Origin of the sequence: Nocardia sp. SSK8 (assembly GCF_037034205.1) — a bacterium.
Classification (GTDB): Bacteria; Actinomycetota; Actinomycetes; order Mycobacteriales; family Mycobacteriaceae; genus Nocardia.
The window spans coordinates 286,841-313,287 of sequence record NZ_JBAGKD010000002.1 but is presented as its reverse complement, the minus strand read 5'-3'; the positions used below and the strand labels follow the sequence as shown (position 1 = coordinate 313,287).

The following is a 26,447-nucleotide window of genomic DNA, read 5'->3' as shown; positions in this document are numbered from 1 at the left end:
GCTCCGTCGCGTTCGTCGGGGTGCCGCGGGGTCGCGGCGGCGGCAGACCACGATACCCAGCGGGTACGGCACGCGGCCAATGCGACAATAGAGGGCGCCCACGCCCCCGCACGAAGGAATGCCGCAGTCCCCGATGACCGAGAAGACGATCGATCCGGACGAGTTGGCGACCTGTTTGCGGGTGCTGGAGCAGGCCGGGCGCCTGGAGAAGGAGCACCCCGACTCGATCGCGGTGCAGCGCGCCGTCGGGCACATGTTCAAGAAGCTCAAGCAGCGCCGCCGCGTCGAGGCGCGCGAGCAGGTGGCCAGTGCAGACCGGGCCGTGATCGCGGCCACCGCGACCGGCTCGCCGCAGCGCATCGATGACGAGACCGCGGGCATCCCGATCAGCTCGGCCACCAGCGGCGCCAGCGCGGGCACGCTGCTCAAGGCGCGGCCCTGCTATATCTGCAAGCAGCGCTACACCCAGGTCGACGCCTTCTACCACCAGCTCTGCCCGGACTGCGCCGCCGCCAGCCACGCCAAGCGCGACGCGAGTACCGACCTGTCCGGTAAGCGCGCGCTGCTCACCGGCGGTCGCGCCAAGATCGGCATGTACATCGCCCTGCGCCTGCTGCGCGACGGCGCGCACACCACCATCACCACCCGCTTCCCCAACGACGCGATCCGCCGCTTCACCGCCATGGAGGACAGCGCCGACTGGCTGCACCGGCTGCGCATCGTCGGCATCGACCTGCGTGATCCCGCGCAGGTGGTCGCCCTGGCCGACGACGTCGCCGCCCAGGGCCCCCTGGATATCCTGATCAACAACGCCGCCCAGACCGTGCGCCGTTCGGTGGGCGCCTACAGCGCCCTGGTCGACGCCGAGACCGCGCCGCTGCCCGCGGGCGCGCTGCCGGAGATGGTCACCTTCGGCAAGACCATGCAGGCGCATCCGACCGCGCTCACCGCGTCGCTGACGCCGTCGCTGTCGGCCGCCGACGTGGCCGAACTCGCCCTGGTCGCGGGCTCGGCGACGCCCGAGCGCATCGCGAACGGAGTGGCGATCGACGCGGGCGGGCTGGTCCCCGATCTGGCGCACACCAACAGCTGGGTGCAGACCGTCGGCGAGGTGGAAGCCACCGAACTGCTCGAGGTGCAGCTGTGCAACTCGGTCGCGCCGTTCCTGCTGGTGTCGCGGCTGCGCCCCGCGATGGCCGCGGCGGCGGGCAGGCGCAAGTATGTGGTGAACGTCTCGGCCATGGAGGGTCAGTTCGGCCGCGGCTACAAGGGTCCGGGGCACCCGCACACCAATATGGCCAAGGCCGCGCTGAACATGCTCACCCGCACCAGCGCGCTGGAGATGTTCGAGACCGACTCGATCCTGATGACCGCCGTCGACACCGGCTGGATCACCGACGAACGCCCGCACTACACCAAGATCCGCCTGGCCGAGGAGGGCTTCCACGCCCCGCTCGACCTCGTCGACGGCGCGGCCCGGGTCTACGACCCGATCGTGCAGGGCGAGAACGGGGTCGACCTGTACGGCTGCTTCCTCAAGGACTACCGTCCTTCCCCCTGGTGAGCGCGATCCAAGCGATGCCGAACCGGAATGTCGATCATGATTCCGGTCGGTGACGCGGCACATATCCTGAACACGTGCCGTACCGGGTGTTGGCCGATCTGATCGCCGTCACCCACGTCGCGTTCATCGCGTACGTGGTCGCCGGTGGTTTTCTGGCGTGGCGGTGGCCGCGCACCATCGGCGCGCATGTGATCGCGGTGGCCTGGGGGTTCGGCACGATTCTGATCGGCTTCGACTGCCCGCTGACCCATGCCGAGAACTGGGCGCGCAGGCAGGCGGCGGTGGCCGAACTGCCGCCCACCGGGTTCATCGACCACTATCTGACCGGGGTGATCTATCCCGACAGCGCGCTCGGTCTGGTCCGGTTGCTCGCGGCGACGGCGGTGCTGGCGTCCTGGATCGGCTATGTCCGCCTGCACCACCGGCATCGCCACCTCAGCTCAGGTGCCGTGTGATCTCCGCGGCCACGGCGGCGGGCTGCTCATCGAGGTAGAAGTGCCCGCCCGGGAAGGTACGCACCGTGAAATCGCCGTCGGTGACCGCGCGCCACTGCTCGGCCTGGGCCACCGTGGTGGTCGGGTCCTCGGTGCCGACCAGCGCGACGACCGGGCAGCGCAACACCGGACCCGGCTGCTGCCGGTAGGTCTCCACCGCCTGGTAGTCGGCGCGCAGGGCGGGCAGCACCAGTTCGGCCAGGCCCGGTTCGGTGCGCAGCACACCGACCGAGGCCGGGTCGGCGGCCAGCCGTTCGAGGTCGTCGATCAACGCGGTGTCGGTGCCGCGGTGCAGGCTGCCGGTCTCAGCGAAGGAGGGATCGGGGCGGCCGGAGACGATCAGCGCGCGGATCGGCTGGCCTGCCGCGTCGAGGCGGCGCGCGGTCTCGTAGGCCACGGTGGCGCCCATGCTGTGTCCGAACAGCACGCGGGCCGGGCCCGGCTGGCCGAGGATGTCGGCGGCGATCCGGTCGGCCAGCAGGTGCAGGTCGGTGACGAACGGGTCGCCGAGGCGGTCCTGGCGGCCCGGGTACTGCACGGCGCTGACCTCGATGCCCGGCCCGATGTGCCTGCCCAGCGTCCGGTAGAACGGGGCCGAGGCGCCACCCGGCGGGAAACACACCAGTCGCCGGTGCGGCGCCGGTTCCGGCCGCAGTACCCGAACCCATTCCGTGGCAGCGGTATTCACGCCCACCTCACCCTCCTGTTCCGTTGTCGCGGTCGCTAGGCTGGTCGAGGTGACCGCCGCGCGAGAGCTTCTGCACGCCTACGAGGCCGGGCTGGGCGTGCCCACGTCGGCGCTGGCCGACGAGCCCGATCCCGGTGCCCGGCTGGCCGCCACGCTACCGGTGTGGGCGCTGGCCGCGGGCTCGGTCGGCGCGGTGCAGGCCGCGGCCAACCGGTTGCGTGCGACACGCGGTGTGCCGGACGTGCCGATTCGCCTCGATCCCGACCGGATCGCCGCGGCGTTCGCGAGCGAGCGGCTGATGCGGCATCATGACGCCGCGCCCCAGGTCTTCGCCGCGCTGTCCGGCTTCTTCCCGACCGCGGACGGCTGGGTGCGCACCCATGCCAACTATCCCCACCACCGGGACCGGCTGGCCGCGGTCCTCGATCTTCCCGCCGACGCGACCGCGGAGCAGGTCCGCGCGCGGCTGCGCACGACCGCGGCGGCCGACATCGAGACGGCCGCGGCACCGGCCGGTGCTATCGCGGTGCGCGTGCGCACCGAGGCCGAATGGGCCGGGAGCCCGATGGGCCGGGCAGCCGCCGCGGGCCCGCTCGTCACGGTCGACCGCCGCGACCATGCGGCGACGCGACCGCGTGCCGCAGGCGACCCGCCGATCACCTGGCCCGAACGGCACGCGCCGAGCTCGCCCGCGCCGCTGCGTGGTCTGCGTGTCCTCGATCTGACGCGCGTCCTCGCGGGACCGGTCGCCACCCGCACCCTGGCGCTGCTCGGCGCCGATGTGCTGCGCGTCGATCCGCCCCGGCTCCCCGAGATCGACTGGCAGTTCCTCGACACCTGCCAGGGCAAACGGTCGACCCTGCTGGACCTGCGCACCGATCTCGCGAGTTTCGAGACCCTGCTCGACGCTGCCGATGTGCTGGTCACCGGATACCGTCCGGGCGCGCTCGCGGCGGCGGGCGTCCGCACGGTCGGGTGCCCCGACCTCATCGAGGCCTCGGTCTCGGCGTGGGGCACCACGGGACCGTGGGGTGATCGGCGCGGGTTCGACAGCATCGTCCAAGCCGCGTCCGGCATCTCGCTCCTGGAGGGGAGCGCCGATCGTCCAGGCGCGCTGCCCGCGCAGGCCCTCGACCACGGCTCCGGGTATCTGCTCGCCGCGGGCGTGATCGACGCGCTGGCCGCGCGCGCCGGGGACGGTCTCGGCCGCACGGTCCGGGTCTCGCTGGCCCGCACCGCGTCCTGGCTGCTGGCCGCGGGCGGACGCGATCCCGGGCATCCGGAACCGGCCGCGCCGAGCCCGGCCGCGACCGTCTCCCACGGAGCGACGACGACAGCGGCACCCGCGCTGGTCGGCTACGACGATTACCGATGGCCCGCACCGCCTTACGGATCCGCGCAGCCGTTCTGGATCGACGCCGCGAGCCTCCGGCACTGATCGGCTGCCGCGTCGGTACTGCCACGGCCCGTGCCAGCCGCGCACGGAACAACCCGTGTCGGCCGCCCCGATCGGACTCGCGCATGCTGGGTGAGCGTGCGCCCGACCCGCTCAGGTCCCCGCGAGCGCCCGGACCGCCGTAGCCAGCTCATCGCCGTCGGGTCCCTCCCCCGGTGTCAGCAGCCACAGCACGCCCAGCCCCTGCACCAGCGCGAAATACAGCCTGCCGATGGCGGTTGCCTGGTTCTCGTCGAGTTCGGGATGCGCGGCCCGCACCGAGGCGGCGATGTCGGCCACCGCGCCGCCGAGCTGATCGCCCAGCTGGGCCCGCGCCTCCGCCGAGCGCACGATCCGCACGATGTTCTCCAGGCTGGCCAGCATCGCCTCGTGATTGTTCGCGAACACCTCCGGCATCCCGTTCCACAGCTGGGCGAATCCGGCCAGCGGCGCCTGCCCGGCACCGGCGGCGATGAGCGCGTCCATCCCGTCGCCCATGGCCGTGCCGAGCGCGTCCGCCAGCGCCTCGGTGACCAGGCGGTCCTTGGACCCGAAGTGATAGCCGATGGCGGCCAGGCTCACGCCCGCGGCCGCGGCGATATCGCGCGCGGTCGCCTTGGCGACACCGCGCTCCAGGATCACTTTGCGCGCACCGGCCAGGAGATCTTCTCGATTGCCCATGAGCGTCACCCTACCCGACCGTCTTAGACATTTGTTCTAGACATATGTGCCATCGCCGTGTTAGACATATGTCTAAGACATTCGTTCGTCAGATAGGAACCACATCATGGCCTCCACCACCTCCCCGCACGTTCTGGTCGCTGGCGGCGGGATCGCGGGCAACGCGGCCGCACTCCAGTTGCTGCGCAGCGGAATCCGCACCACGTTGGTGGAGCGGGCCACCGCCCCCCGCCCGGGTGGCCAGGCGGTCGACCTGCGCGGGCCCAGCAAGGACGCCGCCGAGCGGATGGGGCTGCTGCCCGGGATCGCGAAGCACCAGCTCGACGAGCGCGGCATGTCCTACATCGGCGCCGACGGCGAGCCCTACGCGCGGATGGCCATGGAGGACTTCGACGGCGCGGGGATCGTGGCCGATATCGAGATCACCCGCGGCGACCTCAACCAGGTCCTCCTCGACGCGGTGGCCGCCGCCGACACCGGCCTGCTCGACTACCGCTACGGCGAGTGGATCGAGCGCATCGACCAGGACGGCACCGGCGCCACCGTCACCTTCGCGGGCGGCAGCACCGAACGCTTCGACCTGGTGATCGGCGCCGACGGCGTGCACTCGGCCACCCGCAGGCTCGTCTTCGGTCCCGAGGAGCAGTTCAGCACCAACCTCGGCGGGTACGGCGCGTTCTTCACCATGCCCAGCCCCGACGACATCGAGCCGGGCTGGTTCCACATGCGGATGCTGCCCGGCACCATGGTCGGCATCCGGCCCGACGGTGATCCGGCCACCAGCAAGGCGATCCTGACCGTGCGCGCCGAGGTCGACCCGGCCCTGCGCCGCGACCCCGAGGCGCAGCAGGCGCTGCTGCGCGCCCGGCTGGCCGACGCGGGCTGGCGCGCGCCGGAGATCCTGGCGGCGATGGACTCGGCCACCGACTTCTACTTCGACGAGGTCGCCCGGGTCGACGTGCCGGAGCTGTCGATCGGGCGGGTCACCCTCATCGGCGACGCGGGCTACTGCGGTTCGCCGCTGACCGGCATGGGCACGGCCATGGCACTCGTCGGCGCCTACGTGCTGGCCGCCGAGATCGCCGCCACCCCCGACGATCTCGCCGGAGCGCAGCGGCGCTACCAGGACGTGATCACCCCGTTCCTGGACAAGGCCAAGCAGATCCCGGGCGGCAGCATGAAGACCATGCTGCCCAACACCCGGGTGATGGCCGCGCTGGCGAAGGTCAATGTGCGGATCATGATGTCGCGCCCGATGCGTCCGCTGACCAAGAAGATCTTCTTCGGCCACACCGAGGAGTTCACCCTGCCCACCTACTGATCACCCCGAGCGGGGAGCCGGGCACGCCCGGTTACCCTCGGTGCGTGCCCCAGCAGATCTTCCTCGACGTCGACACCGGGATCGATGATTCCCTGGCCGTGCTGTACCTGCTGGCCTCACCCGAGGCGCGGATCACCGGGATCGCCGCGACCGCGGGCAATGTGCCCGCGGCACAGGTCGCGGCGAACACCCTGGCCATCCTGGATCTGGGCGGGGCACCGCCGATCGAGGTGGCCCTGGGCGCGGCCGAGCCCCTGGCGATCCCGCTGCGCACCACCGAGGACACGCACGGCCCGCAGGGCCTGGGCTACGCCGAACTGCCCGTCTCCGCGCGTCCGCTCTCGGCGCGCACCGCGGCCGAGCTCTGGGTGGAGAAGGTGCGCGCGGCGCCGGGCGAGGTGATCGGGCTGTGCACCGGCCCGCTCACCAATCTCGCGCTCGCCCTGCGCCTCGAACCCGCCCTCCCCCGGCTGCTGCGCCGCCTGGTCGTCATGGGCGGCGCGTTCAACCACCCCGGCAACACCACCCCGACCAACGAGTGGAACATCCACGTCGACCCCGAGGCCGCCAAGGAGGTGTTCGACGCGTTCTCCGCGGCACCGGCGGACCGGCGGCCGCTGGTGTGCGCCCTCGACATCACCGAGACCATCGAGATGCGGCCCGCGCACCTCGAGGCGCTGGCGCGCGCGGCGGGCAGCGCGCCGATCGAACCGGTCGGGCCCGGCCACCACCCCGGATGGCGTTCGGCGGCAAGCGATCCCGTCATCCGGTACCTCACCGACGCGGTCCGCTTCTACTTCGACTTCCACCAGCTCTACGACCTGGGCTATCTCGCGCACATGCACGACCCGTTCGCCGCCGCCGTCGCGCTGGACCCGGCCCTGGCCGTGACCCGCCCCGCGACCGTCGACGTCGAGCTGACGGGCACGCTCACCCGCGCCACCACGGTGGCCGACTGGGCGGGCATGTGGGGCCGTGAACCCAATGCCGACATCGTGATCGGCACCGATCCCGCGGTCTTCTTCGACCGCCTCGTCACCCGCGTCGGCGCGCTCGCCCGCCGCCTGAGCCAGGAGCCCGCATGACCGTCGACACCGCCACCTACCTCGCCGACTTCCGGCGCCGCCTGGACCTGCCCGCGATCGTCGACGTACACACCCACTTCATGCCCGATCAGGTGATGCGCAAGGTGTGGGCTTACTTCGACTCGGCGGGCCCGCTCACCGGCAAGCCCTGGCCGATCACCTACCGCGACGACGAGCAGGTCCGGCTGAAGACACTGCGCGAGTTCGGGGTTCGCGCGTTCACCTCGCTGGTCTACCCGCACAAGCCCGAGATGGGCGCCTGGCTCAACGAATGGACCGCCGAGTTCGCCGCCCGCACCCCCGACTGCCTGCACACGGCCACGTTCTATCCGGAGCCGTCGGCGCCCGGCTATGTCCGCGCGGCGCTGGACCGGGGCGCGCGGGTGTTCAAGGTGCACATCCAGGTGGGCGCGTTCTCCCCGCTCGATCCGCTGCTCGATCCGGTGTGGGCGATCCTGGCCGCATCGCGCACGCCCATCGTCATCCACTGCGGATCCGGGCCCGCGCCCGGCGAATTCACCGGTCCCGCCCCGATCGCCGAGCTGCTGCGCCGCCATCCGGCGCTGCGCCTGATCATCGCGCACATGGGCACGCCCGAGTACACCGAGTTCCTCGACCTGGCCGAGCAGTACCCGGACCTGTTCCTCGATACGACCATGGTGTGGACCGATTTCAGCGAGGGCGGTGCGCCGTTCCCGCCCGCCGAACGCGACCGGCTGCTCCGCTTCGGCGACCGCATCCTGTTCGGCAGCGACTTCCCGAACATCCCCTACCCGTACGCCGAGGCGATCACCGCGCTGGAACGCCTGGACCTCGGCCCGGAGTGGCTGCGCGGAGTGTGCCACGACAATGCGGCGCGGCTGTTCGCGCTGGACTGATCAGGCGGGCATCCCCATGCCCTCGGCCAGCAGCGGCCAGGAGTTCTTGAAGGCCTTCTGCCAGTAGCCCCAGGAGTGGGTGCCCTGGGTGGACAGATCGAAGGTGGCCGGGATGTCGAGTTCGGCGAGACGGTCCTGCAGGTTCTGGGTGCACCAGTTGGTGGCGGCCTCGATCACCCCGCCGACCACGATCTGATTGGCCAGACCGACCGGGCCCCAGGTGATCAGGTGCGGGTCGCCGAGCTTGTCGTATTCGCCCGGCAGGCCGTTGCCGTTGGAGATGTAGAGCTTGGTGCCGCGCAGGCCCTCGGCATTGACCACCGGATCGTTGGCGGCCCAGGCCGGATCGCCGGGCGGGCCGTACATATTGGAGGCGTCGCCGCCGCCGGTGCCGACGACCACGTTCACGAACTGCCTGCCCACCGGGTCGCTGATCTGGGCGCAGCCGCTGTAGGCGGCGACCGAGCGGAACAGGCCGGGTTTGGCGATGGCCAGCTGCAGCACCGAGGTGACCGTCATCGAGTTGGCGGCGATGGCATTGCGGCCGGTGGTGTGGAACATGGCGTCGATCAGGGCGGGGAGTTCATCGAGGAAGAAGGTGCGCCATTTGTTCACGCCGAGTGTGGGATCGGGTTCGCGCCAGTCGGTGTAGTAGCTCCAGGCGCCGCCGATCGGCATCACCACATTCACGTTCTTGCCCGCCAGGAAGTCGACCACGTCGGTGTTGTGTTCCCAGGTGGCGGTGTCCTCGCCGCCGCCCGCGCCGTTGACCAGGTACAGCGCGGGGCGCGGAACGGAGGTGTCGGCGGGGCGCTGCACCTTCACCGAGACGTCGCGGCCCATGGCCGCCGAGTGGATGCGCACCGTCACCTGACGGCCGGAGGTCGAGACCACCTCGGCGCGGGAGCCGTCGACGGCGACGGCCCGATTCGACACCGTGACACCGGATCCCGGACCTTCGGCCAGCGCGGACCCGGCCACCGCCGGTCCCATCGCCACCATCACCGCTGCCACCACCGACACCGCGCTGCGGCACCTCATCGATCGAACCTCCACACACCGAAAACCGACCGCTCAGTGCGGTCGGTCACAATATCGGGTCAGGTCACATGGCCGTTACCTGTTTCATACCGATTCGTCACCGTCATAACGGTTTCTGTGGCGGGTCACAAAGGAATCGGCGGCATACACCGCCAAACGGACGCGATTGTCGGTGCCGGTCTTGTCGAGCAGGTTCGCGACATGAGTCTTGACCGTGCTCACCCCGAGGTGCAGCCGTCCGGCGATCTCCTGATTGCCGTACCCCTCCCCGACCAGCCGCAGCACGTCGCGTTCGCGGGCGGTCAGATCCGGTGGGGCCGGGGCGGATTCGGCGGCGGTGGGCGCCTCGAGCGCACGGGTGATCAGGCGGCGCAGCAGTGCCGGGGAGAACAGCAGGTCGCCGTCGACGGTGCGCCGGATGGCGTCGAGCAGCACGGCGGGTTCGGTGTCCTTGACGAAATAGCCCGCGGCTCCGGCGGCGAGCGCCGGGAACAGGTGGTCGTCATCGTCGAAGGTGGTGAGTACCAGGACTTTCGCGCGCGGTGCCGTCGCGAGGATCCGGCGGGTGGCCGCGATACCGTCGAGTCCGGGCATGCGCAGGTCCATGACGACGAGGTCCGGCGCGAGTTCGGCGTGGAGCCGGATCGCTTCGACGCCGTCGGCCGCCTCGCCGACGACGGTCAGGTCGGTGGTGTCCTCGATGAGCATGCGCAGTCCGGCGCGGACCAGGCGCTGGTCGTCGGCCAGCAGGACCGTGATCATGCGAGCTCCTCGTCTCGGGGGCGGCCGGGCAGCCGGGCGCGCACCGTCCAGTGTCGTCCGTCGGGCCCGGCGGAGACCGTGCCCCCGGCCAAGGCGGCGCGTTCGCGCATCCCGACGATCCCGTGCCCGGCCACGGTGGCGGGCGCGTGGCCGCCGCTGACGATATCGATCGCGAGGCCGCCGTCGCGGCCGTCGATCGACACCCGCACCGGCACCGCGGGGTCCGCGTGTTTCATGACATTGGTCAGGGATTCCTGGATCAGCCGCAGCAGGGTGAGCCGGGTGATGGCGTCGAGTCCGCCGAGGTCGGTGGTGATCGCGGCGTCGACGGTGAATCCGGCGGCGCGGGTGCGGGCCAGAACGGCGGCGATCTCGGTGTCGACCGAGTCGGCGTCGACGAGGGCGACGGTGCCGAAGGCGGGGTCGCGCAGGGCGGCGAGCAGTCCGCGGATATCGGCGAGGGCGTCGGCGGCGGTCGCGCGGACATCGTCGAGGACGGCGACCAGGCGCGGGTCCGCCGTGCGGACGACGTGTCCGGCCACCGAGATCCGCAGGATGATCGAGGCGATGTGGTGGGCGACCACGTCATGGAGTTCCCTGGCCAGCGCGGCGCGTTCGTCGAGGCGGGTGCGGGCCTCGGCCTCGGCCGCGCGCATTCGCAGGTTCTCCGCGAGATCGCGCTGCCCGCGCAGGTACAGCCCGAGCAGCAGCGGCAGGCCCACGTAGGCCGCGGCCTCGACCACCGTGGACGCGCGACCGATGGAGGTGTCGTGCAGCCCGACCCGGCCCAGGACCACCGCGGCGGTCCACCCGGCGGTGGCCACCCAGACCGTCGAGGTGCGGTGGGTGCGCGCGAGGACGTCGACCAGGGCCACCGCGCCCAGATACGGCACCAGACCGGACACACCCCACGCGGGCGTGCGCAGCATCGGCACGGCCAGTGCCGACAGCACCAGCGAGGTGGCCAGCGGCCGTCGCGCCCCGGCGAGGATCACCACGCCCGCCGTGAGCGCCAGGATCCAGTAGTGCGCGGGCACCCGGTACTGGCCCGGATACGTGCTGGCCAGCAGCAGGACCGGGATCAGCACCAGCGGCAGCCCGCGCAGCGCGCGGCGGGGCAGGGCGTCGATCACGCCCCCACGGTAGGTGACCGGCGGACCCGGACCGCGAGCTAGCACGCGATCGGCGCGTCCGCAAGGGCCGCGCGGGCGCAATCCCGGCCGGAATCCGAGCCCGGCGGGTGGAGTCGGCGGCGCCGCGCCTGGTCGAGGCTGGAATTTCCAGCCCCGAACTGTCCCGCACCCGAAGGAGTACGCGTGGTCTCGCGACGAGGATTTCTCATCGGATCGGCCCTGGCGCCGGTGATCGCCGCGGCGGGATGCGCGACGCGCACCCCGGCACGCCCGGCGACGACGCGTTCGCTGCCACTCCCGCCGCTCGCCACCGGGGCGGTCGGCGCCGACGGGGTGCGCCGCTTCACCTTGCGGGCCCAGCCGGGCAGCACCGAGATGGTGCGGGGCACGCGCACCCCGACCTGGGGCTACAGCGGTGATGTTCTCGGGCCGACGCTGCGGGCTCGGCGCGGGGATCGGGTCGCGGTCACCGTCACCAACGCGCTGCCGGAGGCGACCTCGGTGCATTGGCACGGGATGCATGTTCCCGCGCGCTGCGACGGCGGTCCGCATCAGATGATCGCGCCCGGTGCGACGTGGGTGCCGGAGTGGACGATCGAGCAGCCCGCGGCGACGCTCTGGTATCACCCGCATCCGCACGGTGTCACCGAGAAGCAAGTCCAGCGGGGGCTTTCCGGCTTCTTCCTGCTCGACGACGAGGACGCCGATGCGCTGGGCCTCCCGCAGGAGTACGGCGTGGACGACATTCCGCTGGTCGTCCAGGACCGCCGCTTCACCGCCGATGGCGCCCTGGACGAATCCGATCCGACCGATGTCGGCCTGCTCGGCGACACCGTGATCACCAACGGCATCGCGGGCGCGCATCTCGATGTCACCACCGAGCGGGTCCGGCTGCGGGTGCTCAACGGGTCCTCGGGGCGGCTGTACCGGTTCGCGCTCGCCGACGGCCGCGCCTTCGACCTGGTCGGCACCGACGGCGGCCTGCTCCCGGAACCCGTGCGGCTCACCGATATCCGGCTGAGCCCGGGGGAACGGGCGGAGATCGTGGTGGCGATGACTCCCGGCGAGAACGTCACGGTACGGTCGCTGCCGATCACCGAGCGGGCGGGCATCGATCGGGCCCGCGAGTTCGGCTTCGACGACATCTTCGACGTCCTCGTGCTGCGCGCCGCCGAAACCCTGCGCCCGTCACCGGCTCTCCCCACGACGCTGGTGCCACTGCTCCCCCTCGTCGCCCCCGATACCGCGCCGACCCGGTCCTTCGACCTGCGGTGGTTCATGATCAACAACCGCCGCATGGACATGAACCGGATCGACATGACCATCCCGCTCGGGTCGACCGAGGTCTGGACGGTCCGCAACAAGGACAACTGGCCGCACAACTTCCACATCCACGATGTGCGGTTCCAGATCGTGGCCGTCGACGGGAATCCGCCGCCCCCGGCCCTGTCCGGCTGGAAGGACACGGTCTACACCGAACCCTACCGCACCTACACCCTCGCCATGCGCTTCACCGACCACGCCGACCCGACATTCCCGTACATGTACCACTGCCACCTGCTGCACCACGAGGATCAAGGGATGATGGGCCAGTTCCTCGTCCTCGCCCCGGGCGAACAGCCCGCCCCCAGGGCGATGAGCGCCATGGATCACGGCTGACACCGCCGGGGCGGGTTCAGCCCCAGACGGCGGGCTTCAGCCGCAGGCGGGTCAGCACCAGGGAGCACAGGGTGAGGGCGGTGAACGTGCGCTTCCAGAGGCGGATGACGGCCTGTTCGAGGATGATGCCGATGCGGTCGGCGCAGCTCGTGGCCTCGGCGATGGCCATGCGGTCGTCGACCAGGGCGGGGTCGCTGAGGATCTCGTCCAGGCGCAGGCCCGCGATGGCCTGGTCGCGGGTGAGGGGGCGCTCGGGGAGCCAGGTCAGGCGCCACCAGCCGTCCGGGCCCTGGGTCGCGCGCTCGGGGGTGCGATCGCTGCCGATCGTTCGATCCCGGTGGAAGATCGCCATGACTGCCTCCTAGACCGCAGGCTTTCCCTTCCACCCTCCACGGTCCCCGAATTCCACCTCAGACAACAGCTGGCAAATTCTGGAAGCGGGATCTATCATGCCTCGATACACGGATCAGCTGGCAAAACAGTCGATCGAAGACCCAGTGGATCGTCGCGATCGACCGGTCCAGCAAACCGCGGGATCCTCAGGAGTCGAAGGCTTCGAGGATCTGCTGTGCGGCGAGGGCGGGGGTGAGGGTGCCCTCGCGGACGGCGGATTCGATGTCGGCGCGCACGGCGGCGACGCGCGGATTGTCGGCCAGGCGGCGCAGGATCTGGTCGTGGACCATGGTCCAGGTCCAGTCGACCTGCTGTCTGCGGCGCTTCTCGGCGAACTCCCCCGCGTCGGTGAGCACGCGGCGGTGTTCCAGGACGGTGTCCCAGAACTTGTCCAGCCCTTGGCCTTCCAGGCCGCTCATGGTGAGCACCGGGGGGCGCCAGAGGGCGTCGTGCGGGTGGATCAGGCGCAGCGCGCCCTGGAGTTCGCGGGCCGCGCTCTTGGCTTCCATCTCGTGCTTGCCGTCGGCCTTGTTCACCGCGACCAGCTCGGCCAGTTCGAGGACGCCCTTCTTGATGCCCTGCAACTGATCTCCGGTGCGGGCCAGGGTGAGGAAGCAGAACACGTCGACCATATTGGCGACGGTCACCTCCGACTGGCCGACCCCGACGGTCTCCACCAGGATCACGTCGTAGCCCGCGGCTTCCAGGAGCACGATGGTCTCGCGGGTGGCCTTGGCGACGCCGCCGAGCGTGCCCGCGGTCGGCGAGGGCCGGATGAAGGCGTCGGCCTCGAGCGAGAGCCGGGCCATGCGGGTCTTGTCGCCGAGGATGGACCCGCCGGTGCGGGTCGAGGACGGGTCGACCGCGAGCACGGCCACCCGGTGACCCTTGCCCAGCAGGTACATGCCGAGCGCGTCGATGAACGTCGACTTGCCGACCCCGGGCACGCCGGTGATGCCGACCCGGTTGGAAACCACCGTTCCCGCTTCGGTACCCAGCTCGAGCAGCAGCCGCTGGGCCAGTTCCCGATGATCGGCGCGGGTGGACTCGACCAGGGTGATGGCCCGGGCCAGCGCCGCGCGCTGCCCGTCCTTGATCCCCTCGGCGAGCTCCCCGACATCGATGGTGCGGGCGGCCCTGGCCACGGTGCGGCCCTCGTTGCGCGGGGCACCGACACCCGCGGTGGTGCCGAGCCGGGGGTGCGCGGCACCCCCGGTGGTCTGTGCGGCCTCGCTCATTCCGCTGCGCCGCCACCGATCTCGTGGCCGAGCGAGCTGCCCAGCTTGCGCAGCAGATCGATGGCCGCGTCGGCGATGACGGTGCCGGGCGGGAAGATCGCCGCGGCGCCCGCCTCGTACAGCTCGTCGAAGTCACCGGGCGGGATGACCCCGCCGACGATGACCATGATGTCGGGGCGCCCGACATCGGCCAGTGCCTGCCGCAGGGCGGGCACCAGCGTGAGGTGCCCCGCGGCCAGCGAGGAGACACCGACGATGTGCACGTCGTTGTCGGCCGCCTGGCGCGCCACCTCTTCGGGGGTCTGGAACAGCGGGCCCACGTCGACGTCCATGCCCAGGTCGGCGAAGGCGGTCGCGATCACCTTCTGGCCGCGGTCGTGGCCGTCCTGGCCCATCTTGGCGACCAGGATGCGCGGGCGGCGGCCCTCGGCTGCGGCGAATTCCTCGACCAGCGCGATGGCGGCGCCGATGTTGGAGGCCTTGCCTGCTTCGTCACGGTACACACCGGAGAGCGTACGGATCTCGGCCTGATGGCGGCCGTAGACCTTCTCGAGTGCGTCGGAGATCTCGCCGACGGTGGCCTTGGCACGGGCGGCCTCGATGGCCAGGGCCAGCAGGTTGTTCTCCATGCCGCCCTCGGTGGCCGCGGCGGCGCGGGTGAGGTTCGCGAGCGCGGCCTCGACGGCGGCCGGATCCCGTTCCGCGCGCAGGCGTTCCAGCTTCTCGATCTGCTCGGCGCGCACGCGCGAGTTCTCGACCTTGAGGACCTCGACCTGCTGGTCCTCTTCCACCTGATACTTGTTGACGCCGATCACCGGCTGCTGGCCGGTGTCGATGCGCGCCTGGGTGCGGGCGGCGGCCTCCTCGATGCGCAGCTTCGGAATGCCTTCCGAGATCGCCTGCGCCATACCGCCGTGCGCCTCTACCTCGGCGATGTGCGCGCGGGCGCGCTCGGCGAGCTGGTGGGTGAGCCACTCCACGTAGTACGAGCCACCCCACGGGTCGATCGGACGGGTGGTGTTGGACTCCTGCTGGATGAGCAGCTGGGTGTTGCGGGCGATGCGGGCGGAGAAGTCCGTCGGCAGGGCGAGGGCCTCGTCGAGGGCGTTGGTGTGCAGCGACTGGGTGTGGCCCTGGGTCGCGGCCATCGCCTCGATGCAGGTGCGCGCCACATTGTTGTAGGCGTCCTGGGCGGTCAGCGACCAGCCGGAGGTCTGCGAATGGGTGCGCAGCGACAGCGATTTCGCGCTCTTGGGCTCGAACTTCGAGACCAGTTCGCTCCACAGCAGGCGGCCCGCGCGCAGCTTGGCGACCTCCATGAAGAAGTTCATGCCGATGGCCCAGAAGAACGACAGGCGCGGCGCGAACTTGTCCACGTCCATGCCCGCGGCGATCCCGGCGCGGATGTACTCCACGCCGTCGGCGAGGGTGTAGGCCAGCTCCAGATCGGCCGTGGCACCGGCTTCCTGGATGTGGTAGCCGGAGATGGAGATCGAGTTGAACTTCGGCATCTTGGCGCTGGTGAAGGCGAAGATGTCGGAGATGATCCGCATCGAGGGCTTGGGCGGATAGATGTAGGTGTTGCGGACCATGAACTCTTTCAGAATGTCGTTCTGAATGGTTCCGGCCAGCTGCTCGGAGGTGACGCCCTGTTCCTCGGCGGCCACGACGTAGAGCGCCAGGATGGGCAGCACCGCGCCGTTCATGGTCATCGAGACCGACACCTGATCCAGCGGGATCTGGTCGAAGAGCTGGCGCATGTCCAGGATCGAGTCGATCGCGACACCGGCCATGCCGACGTCACCCTGCACGCGCGGGTGATCGGAGTCGTAGCCACGGTGGGTGGCCAGGTCGAAGGCGACCGACAGGCCCTTCTGGCCCGCCTGCAGGTTGCGGCGGTAGAAGGCGTTGGAGTCGGCGGCGGTGGAGAAGCCCGCGTACTGGCGGATGGTCCACGGCTGGTTGACGTACATGGTCGGGTAGGGACCGCGCAGGAACGGCGCCACACCGGGCACCGTGTCGAGCGGATAGCCCTGCGCCACCACGGCATCGCGATCGGCCTTGGTGAACACCGGCGGCACATCGATGCCCTCGGGGGTCGACCAGGTGAGCTGATCGGCGGTGGTGTGGTTGGCCGCGGCGGCCTCGGCCACGAACTCCTTGACCTGCGCGTCGTCCACGGCGGCCGCCTCCGGGGCGTGCTCGCTGAGCGGGACCTCGGCGAAACTACCGATCACGTGCTCGATATTCGATGTGGTCATCAGGCTCCCACCTTCTCCAGCAGCTGCGACAGGACCGCGACCGCGTCGATGCGCAGGGTCAGGAATCCGTCGGGACGCTGTGTACCGCTGTAGTTCGCGACCGACTTCTCCGGGCCCGCCAGCAGCACGGTGTCGATGCCCGCGGCGCGCAGGGCCTCGACCGCGGCGCCCGCCTCCTCACCGTAGCGCTTGTCGGCACCGCAGAGCACGGCCAGGCGCGCACCGGCATCGGCCGCGGCGGCGGCGATCCCGTCGACGGTGAGCGGGCCGGGGTTGACCGACTCGATCCCGCCGGAGGCCAGCACATTGGCGGTGAAGATGGTGCGCGCGTTGTGCTCGGCGACCGGGCCCAACGGCACGATCAGCGCCTTGGGCCGGGCGCCCTCGGACGCGAGGTAGGCGTCGGAGCGGTTGCGCAGCGCCTCGAAGGCCGCGCCGTAGCGGGCGACCGCGACATCGGCGCGGGCCTGCTCCGAGAGCGGGGTCTCGGCCAGATTCGGGAACTCGTTGACGCCGGTGACCGCGGTCTTGCGGTGCGCGATGTCGGCGGCGCGGGTGGCCGCGGTGGCGGCGATCCGCTCGGCCAGCAGACCCGAGGCCAGCGCGGCCTGGTAGCCACCCGCGGCCTCGATCTCCTGCATGAATTCCCAGGCCTTGGCGGCCAGTTCGTCGGTGAGCGCGTCGACGTACCAGGAGCCAGCGGCCGGGTCCTGCACGTGCCCCAGGCGCGACTCCTCGAGCAGCAGCAGCTGGATATTGCGGGCCATCCGGTCCGAGAACGACTGCGAGACACCGAGTTCGCCCGCGGGCAGCGCGGAGTCGAAGGGCAGCACGGTCACCGAATCGGCGCCGCCGACACCGGCGCCGAAGGCGGCCAGGGTGGTGCGCAGCAGGTTCACCCAGGGATCGCGCTGGGTCATCATGGCCGCCGAGGTGACCGCGTGCTGCGGGGCGGCGCCGAAGGCGGGCGCGCCGCAGACCTGCGCGACCCGGGCCCACAGGCGCCGGGCGGCCCGGAACTTCACGATGGTGGCGAACTGGTCGTCGGTGGCCGCGGAGCGGAACTCGAGCTGACCGAAGGCGTCGGCGATATCGACTCCGGCGGCGGTGAGCGCGCGCAGGTAGGCGAGTCCGGCGGCGACCGCGGCGCCGAGTTCCTGGGCGTCGGCGGCACCGGCGTTGTGGAAGGCGGTGCCGTCGACGGTGAGGGCGCGCACCGTCTCCGGGCGGGCGATCGCGCGCGCGGCCAGGGCGACGGCCTGCTCGAGGTCGATATCGGCGGTCCCGGCGAAGGCGCTGGTCAGCGGGGCGGCGCCGAGACCGAGCCGGATCTGCGCGCGGTCGTCGACGGGGTAGCCGTCGAGCACGGCGAAGACCGCGTCGGCGGCGGCCTCGACATCGGCGCCGGCGACCAGGGTCAGCGGGGCGAGTTCGAAGAGCACCCCGGTCAGCGCGGTGGGGATGTCGGCGGGCGCGACACCGTGGGCACCGATGCCGAGCGAGGTGGCGCTGACGCCGTTCTCCAGGCCGAACAGGATCGTGCGGTTGGTCGCCGCGGCGTCGGGCGAGCCTGCGAAGGCGCCGACGAACCAGCCGCGCTGCGGGTCACGGGTGGCGTCGCCGCCGCGCACGAACGGGAAGGCGCCGGGCAGCGGCTGCTCGGGCAGCTCGTCGCGGCGGGTGTAGAGCGGGGCGATGGTGAGCCCGTCGTAGGTGGTCTCGTCGAGCAGATGCTCCGGCTCCGCGGGCAGCTCGGACGCCTCGACCCGTCGCGCTTTGGCCAGCACACCGGCCACACCCTTGCGCCATGCGGGGTACTCGGGCACCGGATCCGGTGCGAGCCCGGCCCCGGACTCTGAACCATTCGGCATAGCTGCGTTCTCTCTTCCAGTCGACGACCGCGTGACGATGCTATCTGTGACACCGTGTCTACCCACTCCGGCCATCCCCTACCGGCCGGTACGCTTACCCGGGTGTCCCGACTGATCCGCTCCCCGCGCCTGCTCATGGCCCTGGCCGGGGTCGCCGCGCTGTTCGTGGTGGCGATGCTCGTGCCGCTGCCCGGCCCGCAGCAGATCCGGGACTGGGCCGGGGACGCGGGACCGCTGCTGCCGGTGTTGTTCTTCCTCTTCTATGCCGTCGTCGCGGTCGCACCGGTGCCGCGCACGGTACTCACGGTGACCAGCGGAGTGCTGTTCGGTCCGGTGCTCGGTTCACTACTGGCGCTGACCGCGACCGCGGTGAGCGCCACCATCGCCCTGCTCGGCGTGCGGGTACTCGGCCGGGACCGGGTGGCGGCGCATCTGACACATCCGGCGGTGCGCGCGATCGACGCGCGCCTGGCCCGGCGGGGCTGGCTGGCCGTGGCCGCGCTGCGGCTGATCGCGTTCGCGCCGTTCTCGGTGGTCAACTACTGCTGCGGGCTGTCCTCGGTGCGGGTGCTGCCCTATCTGGTCGCGACCGTGGTCGGGTCGGCGCCGGGCACCATCGCGACGGTGGTGCTGGCCGGGTCGCTGGCCGGGGACACCCATCCGGTGGCCGTCACCGTCTCCGCGATCTGCCTGTCGATCGGGGTGATCGGCCTGCTCGTGGATGCCCGGATGCCGGTGGAGCTGGACCCGCTCGCGCCCGCGGCCGAGCCGGTGGCCGTTACCCGCTGACCCGGCGCGCCTGCCGTCGGCGGCCCGCGCCCGGCCGGATAATCCCCGGTCATGGCGATCACCGTGCGGCGCAGATCGGTTCTCACCCTGCTCGCGGGGCTGCCGCTGCTCGCGGCCGCGCCGGTGCGCGCGCAGTCCTCGCTCGGGCCCGGTGTCGGCCCGGAACCCGACCGCCCGCCGCTGCGCTACACGATGACCGGCTTCCGCGCCGACAGCGATACCAGCCTGGCGGTGTACGAGTCCTTCGACGGCACCGCTTTCACCCCGGTCAGCGAGTACGCGTTCACCCCACCGCGCGGGCTGGTCCGCGATCCCAGTGTGCTGCTGCACGCCGACGGCTGCTACTACCTCACCTACACGATCGCCGGGGACGCCACCGCGATCGGCCTGGCCCGCAGCCGGGACCGGATCAGCTGGACCTTCCTGGCGAATGTGCCGATGCTGGTGCCCGGCAGGCTCGAGGGCGCCTGGGCGCCGGAGTGGTACGCCGACGCCGCGGGCCGGGTCGGCATCATCGTCTCGCTGACCTGGGGTCACGGCTTCACCCCGCACCTGCTGATCCCCGTCGACGCCGGGCTCACCCAGTGGGCACCGCCGCTGCCGCTGCTCGGCCTGGGTCCCGGCGGGCCGGGCTCGCTCGGTTATATCGACACCACCCTGGTCCGCCGCGACGGCCGGATCTTCGCCTTCGCCAAGAACGAGGACACCAAACTCGTCGAGCTGGCGGTGGCCGATCGCCCGCTCGGCCCGTACACCGTGATCGCGCGCGGCGACTGGGCGGGCTGGGGTGGGCCGCGCGAGGGCCAGTCGGTGGTGCGTCTCGCCGACGGCGGCTACCGCCTCTATCTCGACGCCTACACCGAAGGTCGCTATCTGATGAGCGACAGCTATGACGGTTTCCGCACCTGGACCCCGCCGCGCGAGGTCCCCGGCCTGTCCGGCGTGGTCCGTCACGGCACCGTCCTGGCCGAGTACGGCGGTAGCGCACCGGCGTGACCGGCGCCGATCGGGCCCGCTGAACAAAACGCCCCCTACTCCAGGGGCCCGGGGTTAGGGTGGCATTCCGAAACAATCAGAAGGTGAGCTTCTTCACATCTCTAAATTCTGACTAAGAACCGTTTCAGAAATCTCTCAGAGTTATAGACTCCGGATTAGCCCAGGGTTCGCCGGCCATCTCCGGTGCGGGATCCAGAGCAATACTCCCGGTGACGCAACCGCGTTCACCGCATCCCCGTTCGCGCCGTTTGCGGCTCGCAGTGCGTCATGAGGTCAGTCCGCATGGAATACACCCATCTCTCCGAATTCCAGATCCGTTCCGGCGAACTCTCGCTCTGGACCCCCGAAGTCACCGCCGCCGACGCCTGGAGCGACGACGACCGCCCCCTGGCCAGCGTGCACGAGCAGTACCTCGGCTTCCTCGATCCCGAGGATCCGCGCCCGGGCCGGGGCCGCTGGATCGGCACCATCTTCGAGATGGACGCCCCGCTCGACGCGCGGGCGTGGGCGCGCACCCTCGAGCTGTGGCACGACCGGCACGAGGGCTTCCGCACCACCGTGGCCCCCACCGGTGACGGCGGCTACCACCGGATCACCACCGAGCCGGGCACCGTGCGGGTCACCGCCACCGCGGTCCCCGGTCTGACCGACGGCGACGAGATCAACGAGTACCTCGCCGACACCCTGGAACTGCGCCTCTCGCCGCTGATCTGGCCGCATCTGCTGGTGGCCACCGTCGCGCACGACACCGACGACTTCACCGTGCTGGTCGGCGCCGACCACTCCGTGCTGGACGCCTACTCCCAGGCCGTGCTCATCCTCGAACTGCGCACCCTCTACACCGCGGTCACCACCGGCGGCGAGATCCGCGATTCGGCCACCTTCGGCTCCGCCGCCGACTACGCGGTCTTCGAACGCGCCGCCGCCGAGGAACTCGGCCCGGACTCCCCCGCCGTCGGGGTCTGGCGCGAATTCCTCGGCACCCCGGGCTCACCCATGCCGCGCTTCGCCGAAGGCCGGGTCGCCGACCTCGCGGGCGAGCACGCCCAGCCCAGCGTCTCGCGCACGCTGCTCGACCTCGCGCAGCTCGAGGAGGTCGAGGCCGCGCTGGACCGGATCAAGCACCGCCTCTCGGTCACCGTGTTCGCCGCGCTGGCCGTGGCCAGCCGGGAAGTCTTCGGGGAGAACCGTTTCCGCACGGTCATGCCGATCGCGACCCGGCCGGATCTGAGCTGGCTGGAGTCGATGGGCTGGTTCGTCAATGTCGTCCCGGTCGATGTCACCCTGCCCGCGGGGGCCGATATGGCCGCCGCGCTGGATGTCACCCGGGGCGCGCTCAAGCGGGCACACCTGTGCGACGACGCCTCGTGGGGCCGGTCGCTGGCCATGGTGGGCGCGGTGGAGGGCCCGGTCTACGGCGCCTCCTTCCTCGACATCCGCATGCTGCCGGACTACGAACTGGTCGCCGACCTGCGCGGACGGACCCTGCGGGCGGTGTCGTACTCCACCGACGAGGTCTACTTCTGGGTGGTGCGCGGGCCCGAGGGTCTCTACCTGTCCACCCGCTATCCGGCGGGTCTGCCCGCCGAGGTGATGGATCGCTTCCTCAGCGAGTTCGCCCGTGCCCTCTACGCGGTGACCACCCTCGCCGCGCCCGTCGCCGATATCGCCGCCGCCGTCGACGCCGCGGCGGCGACGATCGCGGGCTGATGCGCGCACTGCTGGCCTTCACCGGGAGCCGCGGCGACGCGCAGCCCGGCATCCTGCTGGCCCGCGAGCTCCGGGCTCGCGGGCACGCGGTGACCCTCGCCCTCTCGCCCAACCTGGCCGGCTTCGCCACCGCGCACGGCATTCCCGCGGTCGGCTTCGGCCGCGACAGCGCCGAGCTGCTGCGCACCCAGCACGAGGACCGCCGCTTCCGCAGCCCGTCCCCGCGGCAGCGGATGCGCGCGGTGCTGGATCTGCAGCGGCGTGGCGTGTCCGAGGCGGTGCGCGATCTGCTCGCGCTCGCGCCCGGCCACGACGTGCTGGTGACCGGGATGGCCGGGGAGGAAGCCGCCGAGAAGGTAGCCCGCCGCGTCGGAATACCGCTGGCCGCAGTGCATTTCTTCCCGATCCACCCGAGCCGTGCGGTGCCGGTGGTGCCCGCCGCCTGGGGTGCCCGGATTCCGGGCGGGCTCAATCGCCGGATCTGGTCGGGGCTGCGGTGGGCGCGCGATGCCGCGCTCGCGCAGCCGCTGGCCGAGTCCGGGATCGTCGAGCATCCGCTGCCGGGGCGGGTCTCGATCCAGGCCTACGACATCGACCTGTTCCCGGGGCTGGCCGCCGAGCTGCCCGGCCGTCATCCGGTCACTGGGTTCGCCGTGGACACCGGCGGATTCCTCGCCGGGCGCACCGATCCGGCCCTGGCCGCCTGGCTCGACGCCGGGCCCGCGCCGGTCTACGTGGGTTTCGGGTCGATGGCCGTCGACGATCCGGCCGCGCTGGTGCGCATGCTGCGCGCGGTGTGCGCCCGGCGCGGGCGCAGGTTGCTGCTCGCCGCCGGATGGGCCGGAATCACCCCCGAGCTCTCGGCGGAGGTGGCCGTCGTCGAACAGCTCGACCACGCCGCGGTGTTCCCGCGCTGTGTGGCCGCGGTGCACCACGGCGGGGCGGGCACCACCGCCGCCGCGCTGCGGGCCGGAGTGCCCCAGGTGATCTGCTCGGTGCAGGCCGACCAGCCGTACTGGGGCCGGGCACTGACCCGCCTCGGCTTGGCCGCCACCCTGCCCGCCGCCGAGCTCGACGCCGACGCGCTCGCGGCGCTGCTGGACCGGGTCGCCGAACCCGCCGTCCTCGCCAAGGCCGCCGCCTACGCGCGCGCGTTCCCCACCGGCGGGGTGGCGCGCGCCGCCGACGCGGTGGAATCGCTGCTGCCGCTGTCGATTCCGGCACCAGAACTCGACCACGCGGGGAGGCCGCAATGAGCACCGACATCGCCGTCCGCACCCGCGGGCTCGGCAAGTCCTACGGCGATTTCACCGCAGTCGGCAGCGTCGATCTGGACATCGAGGCAGGCTCGGTCTTCGCCCTGCTCGGCCCCAACGGCGCGGGCAAGACCACCACCGTGCGGATGCTGGCCACCCTGTTGCGCCCAGATAGGGGCAGCGCCGAGGTCTTCGGCTACGACGTGGTGCGCGAGGCGACCGCGGTGCGCTCGATGATCGGGCTCACCGGCCAGTACGCCTCGGTCGACGAGACCCTGTCCGCCGGAGAGAATCTGCGGTTGTTCGCCCGGCTGCTCGGCCTGTCCCGGCGGGCCGCGGCCCGCCGCTGTGACGAGCTGCTCGAGGAGTTCGAGCTCACCCACGTAGCGCGGCGCAGTGTCAGCGCGTTCTCCGGCGGGATGCGCCGCCGCCTCGACCTGGCCGCCACGCTGATCACGGTGCCGCCGTTGATCTTCCTGGACGAACCGACCACCGGTCTGGACCCGCACACCCGCGATCGTATGTGGGGCATCGTGCGCGGACTGGTCGGGCGCGGCGCGACCGTGCTGCTCACCACCCAGTATCTGGAGGAGGCCGACGCGCTGGCCGACCGGATCGCGGTGGTCGACCGGGGCACCCTGGTCGCCGAGGGCACCGCCGCCGAACTCAAGTCCTCGATCGGGGATCAGGTCCTGCGCCTGGACATTCCGGAGACCGCCGATCTGCGCCGCGCCGAGGCGCTCGTGCAGGAGATGACCGGCCAGATCCCCGAGGGGTCGTCGAGCGGCACGCTCACCGTCGCGCTCACCGAGGTGGCCGTGGCCGCCGACATCGTCGCCGCCTGCCGCGCCGCCGGGATCGGCCTGCGTGGCTTCGCCGTCGACCGGCCCGATCTCAACGAGGTGTTCCTCGCACTGACCGGCCACGCGCGCGCCGCCGCCTGAGGAGAGAACTCATGACCGTCACCACCGAGACCACTCCCGCGCCCACCCGGGTGGTGCGCGCCCCGCGTGTGACCCGCATCGGACCCGTTGCCGCCGTGGCCCATTCGCTCATGATGGCCTGGCGCGGGCTGCTCACCTTCCGGCACAGCCCGCAGCTGCTCTACGACGCGCTGCTGCTACCCATCGTCGGACCGGTCCTGTTCGGCAGCATCTTCGGCACCGCCATCGCGGGCAGCATGGCGGCGTATCTGCCGATCATGATCCCGGGCGTGCTGGTGCAGATCGTGCTGACCTCCTCGGTCGCCACCGGCGTGCAACTGTCCGAGGACATCCACTCCGGGGTCTTCGACCGGTTCGTGGCCATGCCGATCGCGCGCTCCGCCCCGGTCGCCGGGGCGCTGCTGGCCGGGATGGTGCGCTATCTCCTCGCCGCCACCACGGTGGTGATCGTCGGATTCTGTATGGGCTATCGCCCCGAGCACACCGCGGGCTTCCTGGCCGGCGCGGTGCTGGTGGTGCTGGCCACCACCGCCATCAGCTGGCTGTTCGCCTTCATCGGCGCCACCATCGCCCGCCCCGCCGCCGTGCAGGGCATGTGCATGCTGGTGCTGACCTTCCTCGGTTTCGCCTCCAACGCGCTGGTGCCCGAGGAGTCCATGCCCACCTGGATGCAGCACGTCTCCGACGTGAATCCGGTGTCCTACCTGGTCTCGGCGGTGCGCACGCTGGCCGCCGACGGCGCGGTGGGCAGCGATGCCTGCTGGTCGCTGGTGGCCTCGGTGGTCGTGGTCGCCGTCTTCGCGCCGCTGACCGTGCGCACTCTCCGTTCCCGCTAGGAGTCCCCCGATGACCGTCACCTCCCCCGCCGCCACGGTGGCCGCCGGGCCGACCGGCCTCAACCGGATCACCGCCGACGACGACCTGTTCTTCAAACTGCACAGTCTCTACCCGAACGCACTGGTCAACCAGCTGGCCTACCGCTTCGACGAGCCGCTGGACCGCGAGCTGCTGGAACGCTGGCACGCGCACCTGGCCACCGGCTTCATCGCCCGCCGGGTGGTCACCACGCGTTTCCCGATCGCGCGCGCCCATTGGGAACCGGCCACCGAGTCGCTGCCGCTGGTCTGGTCGGACAGCCCGATTCCCGACGACCGGGTCCTCGAATGGTTCCTCGAGCAGGCGGCGGTGGAGTTCGATCCCGAACGGGGTCTGGTCTGGCAGCTCGCGGGCGCGCACACCACCTCGGGCGGCACGGTGGTCACCCTGGTGGCCTCGCACGTGGCCTGTGACGGCGGCGGGATGATGCACGCGATCGTCGACTCGCTCGACCGGCTCGGCCGGGGCGAAGCACCGGATCGCGCGGCGAGTGCCGGACGGCTGGTCGGCCCGGTCGCCGGGGCGGGCCGCTGGGCGGCCGATCTCGCCGACGCGCGCGGACAACTGCGGGCCGTCGGGCGCGGCATCCGGGCCGCGCGGCGGGCCAAGGGGGTCAGCGAGCCCGCCCGTAATCCGCGTCCGGCCGAGCCGCGCCTGCCGCACGCCGAGACCTGGCAGGCGGCCGAGACCATCGTCCAGCTGGATCTGGCCGAGTGGGACGCCGTCGCCGCCGCGCAGGGCGGCACCACCAACGGCCTGCTCATCGGTGTCGCGGTGGGATTGCTCGGGCGCAGCGGCCGGGTGGCCGACGGCGCGCGGGTCCGCGTGGACATCCCGCACTCCCTGCGCGAGGCCGACGATCCGCGCGCCAATGCCACCACCGGCCTGCCGATCAGCGTCGACTACCGCGCCGGACAGCGCGCCGATCTGCCCGCCATCCGCGCGGCGCTCAAGGCGGCGGGCCTGGCCTATCGCGACCCGGCGACGATCCCGCCGATCCAGCACCTGCAGCCGGTGCAGATGCTGTTGCCCAAGGTGGTGCTGCACAAGTTCGCGCGCACCGCCAAGGCCCCGGAGTGCTTGTGCACGAATATGGGCCGCACCGCGCAGAACATCGCGGTCCTCGGCCCGCACCGGGCCCGCGATGTCATCATGCGGCCGGTGGTGAACCCTGGTCCGGTCGAGCTGTTCCGGCAGGTGGAGGTCGGGGTGAACCTCGCGTTCTCCTGCGACGACGACACCGTCACCCTGGTCGTCACCGGCGGCGATCCCGACCGTTTCCCCACCAGGGCGGCGCTCCAGGAGCTGCTCTCCGCCGAATTCGCGGCCTGGGGGCTCCGTCCACGGTTCTGGTGAGAACCGACTCGGATAG

At 71.5% G+C, this 26,447-nt stretch carries 23 protein-coding genes; 14 read left to right on the top strand and 9 right to left on the bottom strand.

All coding sequences use genetic code 11. From position 1 onward, the window contains the following. Positions 1-133 precede the first annotated feature (133 nt). Both WA675_RS04895 and WA675_RS04890 read left to right on the top strand, forming a co-directional pair. Positions 134-1,564 carry an SDR family NAD(P)-dependent oxidoreductase gene (locus WA675_RS04895; RefSeq protein WP_336082280.1) on the top strand — a complete coding sequence of 477 codons (1,431 nt, stop codon included), beginning with the start codon at positions 134-136 and terminating at the stop codon, positions 1,562-1,564. Positions 1,565-1,638: 74 nt separating this feature from the next. Then, complete coding sequence (locus WA675_RS04890) at positions 1,639-2,019, top strand: DUF2784 domain-containing protein (protein ID WP_336082278.1); 381 nt, start codon at positions 1,639-1,641, stop codon at positions 2,017-2,019. Here the strand turns inward: WA675_RS04890 and WA675_RS04885 are convergent. After that, positions 2,000-2,746, bottom strand: a complete 747-nt coding sequence (locus tag WA675_RS04885; RefSeq protein ID WP_336082276.1) for a thioesterase II family protein — start codon at positions 2,744-2,746, stop codon at positions 2,000-2,002. The two genes, WA675_RS04890 and WA675_RS04885, sit on opposite strands and share 20 nt — an antisense overlap. A gap of 49 nt (positions 2,747-2,795) precedes the next feature. On the opposite strand from WA675_RS04885, the gene WA675_RS04880 reads away from it, so the two are divergent. After that, positions 2,796-4,184 (top strand): CoA transferase, encoded by a 1,389-nt coding sequence (locus WA675_RS04880; protein ID WP_336082275.1) that lies wholly within the window; start codon positions 2,796-2,798, stop codon positions 4,182-4,184. 111 nt (positions 4,185-4,295) lie between these two features. Here the strand turns inward: WA675_RS04880 and WA675_RS04875 are convergent, their stop codons facing one another. Further along, a complete protein-coding gene (locus WA675_RS04875; protein WP_336082273.1) occupies positions 4,296-4,862 on the bottom strand; it encodes a TetR family transcriptional regulator in 567 nt (188 codons plus the stop codon). Positions 4,863-4,968: 106 nt separating this feature from the next. On the opposite strand from WA675_RS04875, the gene WA675_RS04870 reads away from it, so the two are divergent. Genes WA675_RS04870 through WA675_RS04860 form a run of 3 tightly spaced genes read left to right on the top strand, consistent with a single transcriptional unit; the run spans position 4,969 to position 8,146 of the window. Then, entirely contained in the window at positions 4,969-6,183 is a 1,215-nt protein-coding gene (locus WA675_RS04870) for an FAD-dependent monooxygenase (RefSeq protein WP_336082272.1), read from the top strand. Positions 6,184-6,227: 44 nt separating this feature from the next. Further along, a complete protein-coding gene (locus WA675_RS04865; RefSeq protein ID WP_336082271.1) occupies positions 6,228-7,268 on the top strand; it encodes a nucleoside hydrolase in 1,041 nt (346 codons plus the stop codon). Further along, positions 7,265-8,146, top strand: coding sequence for an amidohydrolase family protein (locus WA675_RS04860; protein ID WP_336082269.1), 882 nt, complete (start codon positions 7,265-7,267; stop codon positions 8,144-8,146). Before WA675_RS04865 ends, WA675_RS04860 begins: the two co-directional genes overlap by 4 nt. Here WA675_RS04860 and WA675_RS04855 read toward each other — a convergent pair whose 3' ends face one another. From WA675_RS04855 to WA675_RS04845, 3 genes are all read right to left on the bottom strand, one after another. After that, positions 8,147-9,187, bottom strand: coding sequence for an alpha/beta hydrolase (locus WA675_RS04855; protein ID WP_336082268.1), 1,041 nt, complete (start codon positions 9,185-9,187; stop codon positions 8,147-8,149). It abuts the gene before it with no gap. Positions 9,188-9,271: 84 nt separating this feature from the next. Beyond that, the gene (locus tag WA675_RS04850; protein ID WP_336082267.1) at positions 9,272-9,949 is read right to left on the bottom strand and encodes a response regulator transcription factor; all 678 of its coding nucleotides are present in this window, start codon (positions 9,947-9,949) and stop codon (positions 9,272-9,274) included. Continuing rightward, entirely contained in the window at positions 9,946-11,082 is a 1,137-nt protein-coding gene (locus WA675_RS04845; protein ID WP_336082266.1) for a sensor histidine kinase, read from the bottom strand. The genes WA675_RS04850 and WA675_RS04845 overlap by 4 nt, the downstream gene beginning before the upstream one ends. Before the next feature lie 183 nt (positions 11,083-11,265). Here WA675_RS04845 and WA675_RS04840 point away from each other — a divergent pair, with 183 nt between their 5' ends. Further along, entirely contained in the window at positions 11,266-12,741 is a 1,476-nt protein-coding gene (locus WA675_RS04840; protein WP_336082264.1) for a multicopper oxidase family protein, read from the top strand. A 16-nt stretch (positions 12,742-12,757) separates the two neighbouring features. On the opposite strand, the gene WA675_RS04835 is transcribed toward WA675_RS04840, so the two are convergent. From WA675_RS04835 to WA675_RS04820, 4 genes are all read right to left on the bottom strand, one after another. Continuing rightward, the gene (locus tag WA675_RS04835) at positions 12,758-13,093 is read right to left on the bottom strand and encodes a hypothetical protein (protein ID WP_336082262.1); all 336 of its coding nucleotides are present in this window, start codon (positions 13,091-13,093) and stop codon (positions 12,758-12,760) included. Between the two features lie 187 nt (positions 13,094-13,280). Continuing rightward, entirely contained in the window at positions 13,281-14,372 is a 1,092-nt protein-coding gene (meaB, locus tag WA675_RS04830) for a methylmalonyl Co-A mutase-associated GTPase MeaB (RefSeq protein WP_336082260.1), read from the bottom strand. Beyond that, positions 14,369-16,633: a methylmalonyl-CoA mutase gene (scpA, locus tag WA675_RS04825; protein WP_336082258.1), complete on the bottom strand. Its 2,265-nt coding sequence runs from the start codon at positions 16,631-16,633 to the stop codon at positions 14,369-14,371. The genes meaB and scpA overlap by 4 nt, the downstream gene beginning before the upstream one ends. Further along, positions 16,633-18,504, bottom strand: coding sequence for a methylmalonyl-CoA mutase family protein (locus WA675_RS04820; protein ID WP_336082257.1), 1,872 nt, complete (start codon positions 18,502-18,504; stop codon positions 16,633-16,635). Before WA675_RS04820 ends, scpA begins: the two co-directional genes overlap by 1 nt. A gap of 102 nt (positions 18,505-18,606) precedes the next feature. On the opposite strand from WA675_RS04820, the gene WA675_RS04815 reads away from it, so the two are divergent. From WA675_RS04815 to WA675_RS04785, 7 genes are all read left to right on the top strand, one after another. Then, entirely contained in the window at positions 18,607-19,293 is a 687-nt protein-coding gene (locus tag WA675_RS04815; RefSeq protein ID WP_336082256.1) for a TVP38/TMEM64 family protein, read from the top strand. Positions 19,294-19,344: 51 nt separating this feature from the next. Then, positions 19,345-20,289, top strand: coding sequence for a hypothetical protein (locus WA675_RS04810; RefSeq protein ID WP_336082255.1), 945 nt, complete (start codon positions 19,345-19,347; stop codon positions 20,287-20,289). A gap of 282 nt (positions 20,290-20,571) precedes the next feature. Then, a complete protein-coding gene (locus WA675_RS04805; protein ID WP_336082253.1) occupies positions 20,572-21,999 on the top strand; it encodes a condensation domain-containing protein in 1,428 nt (475 codons plus the stop codon). Then, positions 21,999-23,255, top strand: coding sequence for a glycosyltransferase (locus tag WA675_RS04800; RefSeq protein WP_336082252.1), 1,257 nt, complete (start codon positions 21,999-22,001; stop codon positions 23,253-23,255). The genes WA675_RS04805 and WA675_RS04800 overlap by 1 nt, the downstream gene beginning before the upstream one ends. Beyond that, on the top strand, positions 23,252-24,199 hold the full coding sequence (locus WA675_RS04795) for an ATP-binding cassette domain-containing protein (RefSeq protein WP_336082250.1): 948 nt from the start codon (positions 23,252-23,254) through the stop codon (positions 24,197-24,199). The genes WA675_RS04800 and WA675_RS04795 overlap by 4 nt, the downstream gene beginning before the upstream one ends. Before the next feature lie 11 nt (positions 24,200-24,210). Then, positions 24,211-25,035 (top strand): ABC transporter permease, encoded by an 825-nt coding sequence (locus WA675_RS04790; protein ID WP_336082248.1) that lies wholly within the window; start codon positions 24,211-24,213, stop codon positions 25,033-25,035. A 10-nt stretch (positions 25,036-25,045) separates the two neighbouring features. Continuing rightward, entirely contained in the window at positions 25,046-26,431 is a 1,386-nt protein-coding gene (locus tag WA675_RS04785) for a hypothetical protein (protein WP_336082246.1), read from the top strand. Positions 26,432-26,447 lie beyond the last annotated feature (16 nt).

What these genes read in the sequence shown, in the direction of transcription:
- WA675_RS04895 (WP_336082280.1), top strand. Translation starts at nt 134, where the DNA reads ATGACCGAGAAGACGATCGATCCGGACGAGTTGGCGACCTGTTTGCGG.
- WA675_RS04875 (WP_336082273.1), bottom strand. Translation starts at nt 4,862, where the DNA reads ATGGGCAATCGAGAAGATCTCCTGGCCGGTGCGCGCAAAGTGATCCTG.
- WA675_RS04870 (WP_336082272.1), top strand. Translation starts at nt 4,969, where the DNA reads ATGGCCTCCACCACCTCCCCGCACGTTCTGGTCGCTGGCGGCGGGATC.
- WA675_RS04860 (WP_336082269.1), top strand. Translation starts at nt 7,265, where the DNA reads ATGACCGTCGACACCGCCACCTACCTCGCCGACTTCCGGCGCCGCCTG.
- WA675_RS04855 (WP_336082268.1), bottom strand. Translation starts at nt 9,187, where the DNA reads ATGAGGTGCCGCAGCGCGGTGTCGGTGGTGGCAGCGGTGATGGTGGCG.
- WA675_RS04850 (WP_336082267.1), bottom strand. Translation starts at nt 9,949, where the DNA reads ATGATCACGGTCCTGCTGGCCGACGACCAGCGCCTGGTCCGCGCCGGA.
- WA675_RS04835 (WP_336082262.1), bottom strand. Translation starts at nt 13,093, where the DNA reads ATGGCGATCTTCCACCGGGATCGAACGATCGGCAGCGATCGCACCCCC.
- meaB (WP_336082260.1), bottom strand. Translation starts at nt 14,372, where the DNA reads ATGAGCGAGGCCGCACAGACCACCGGGGGTGCCGCGCACCCCCGGCTC.
- scpA (WP_336082258.1), bottom strand. Translation starts at nt 16,633, where the DNA reads ATGACCACATCGAATATCGAGCACGTGATCGGTAGTTTCGCCGAGGTC.
- WA675_RS04820 (WP_336082257.1), bottom strand. Translation starts at nt 18,504, where the DNA reads ATGCCGAATGGTTCAGAGTCCGGGGCCGGGCTCGCACCGGATCCGGTG.
- WA675_RS04810 (WP_336082255.1), top strand. Translation starts at nt 19,345, where the DNA reads ATGGCGATCACCGTGCGGCGCAGATCGGTTCTCACCCTGCTCGCGGGG.
- WA675_RS04805 (WP_336082253.1), top strand. Translation starts at nt 20,572, where the DNA reads ATGGAATACACCCATCTCTCCGAATTCCAGATCCGTTCCGGCGAACTC.
- WA675_RS04800 (WP_336082252.1), top strand. Translation starts at nt 21,999, where the DNA reads ATGCGCGCACTGCTGGCCTTCACCGGGAGCCGCGGCGACGCGCAGCCC.
- WA675_RS04795 (WP_336082250.1), top strand. Translation starts at nt 23,252, where the DNA reads ATGAGCACCGACATCGCCGTCCGCACCCGCGGGCTCGGCAAGTCCTAC.
- WA675_RS04790 (WP_336082248.1), top strand. Translation starts at nt 24,211, where the DNA reads ATGACCGTCACCACCGAGACCACTCCCGCGCCCACCCGGGTGGTGCGC.
- WA675_RS04785 (WP_336082246.1), top strand. Translation starts at nt 25,046, where the DNA reads ATGACCGTCACCTCCCCCGCCGCCACGGTGGCCGCCGGGCCGACCGGC.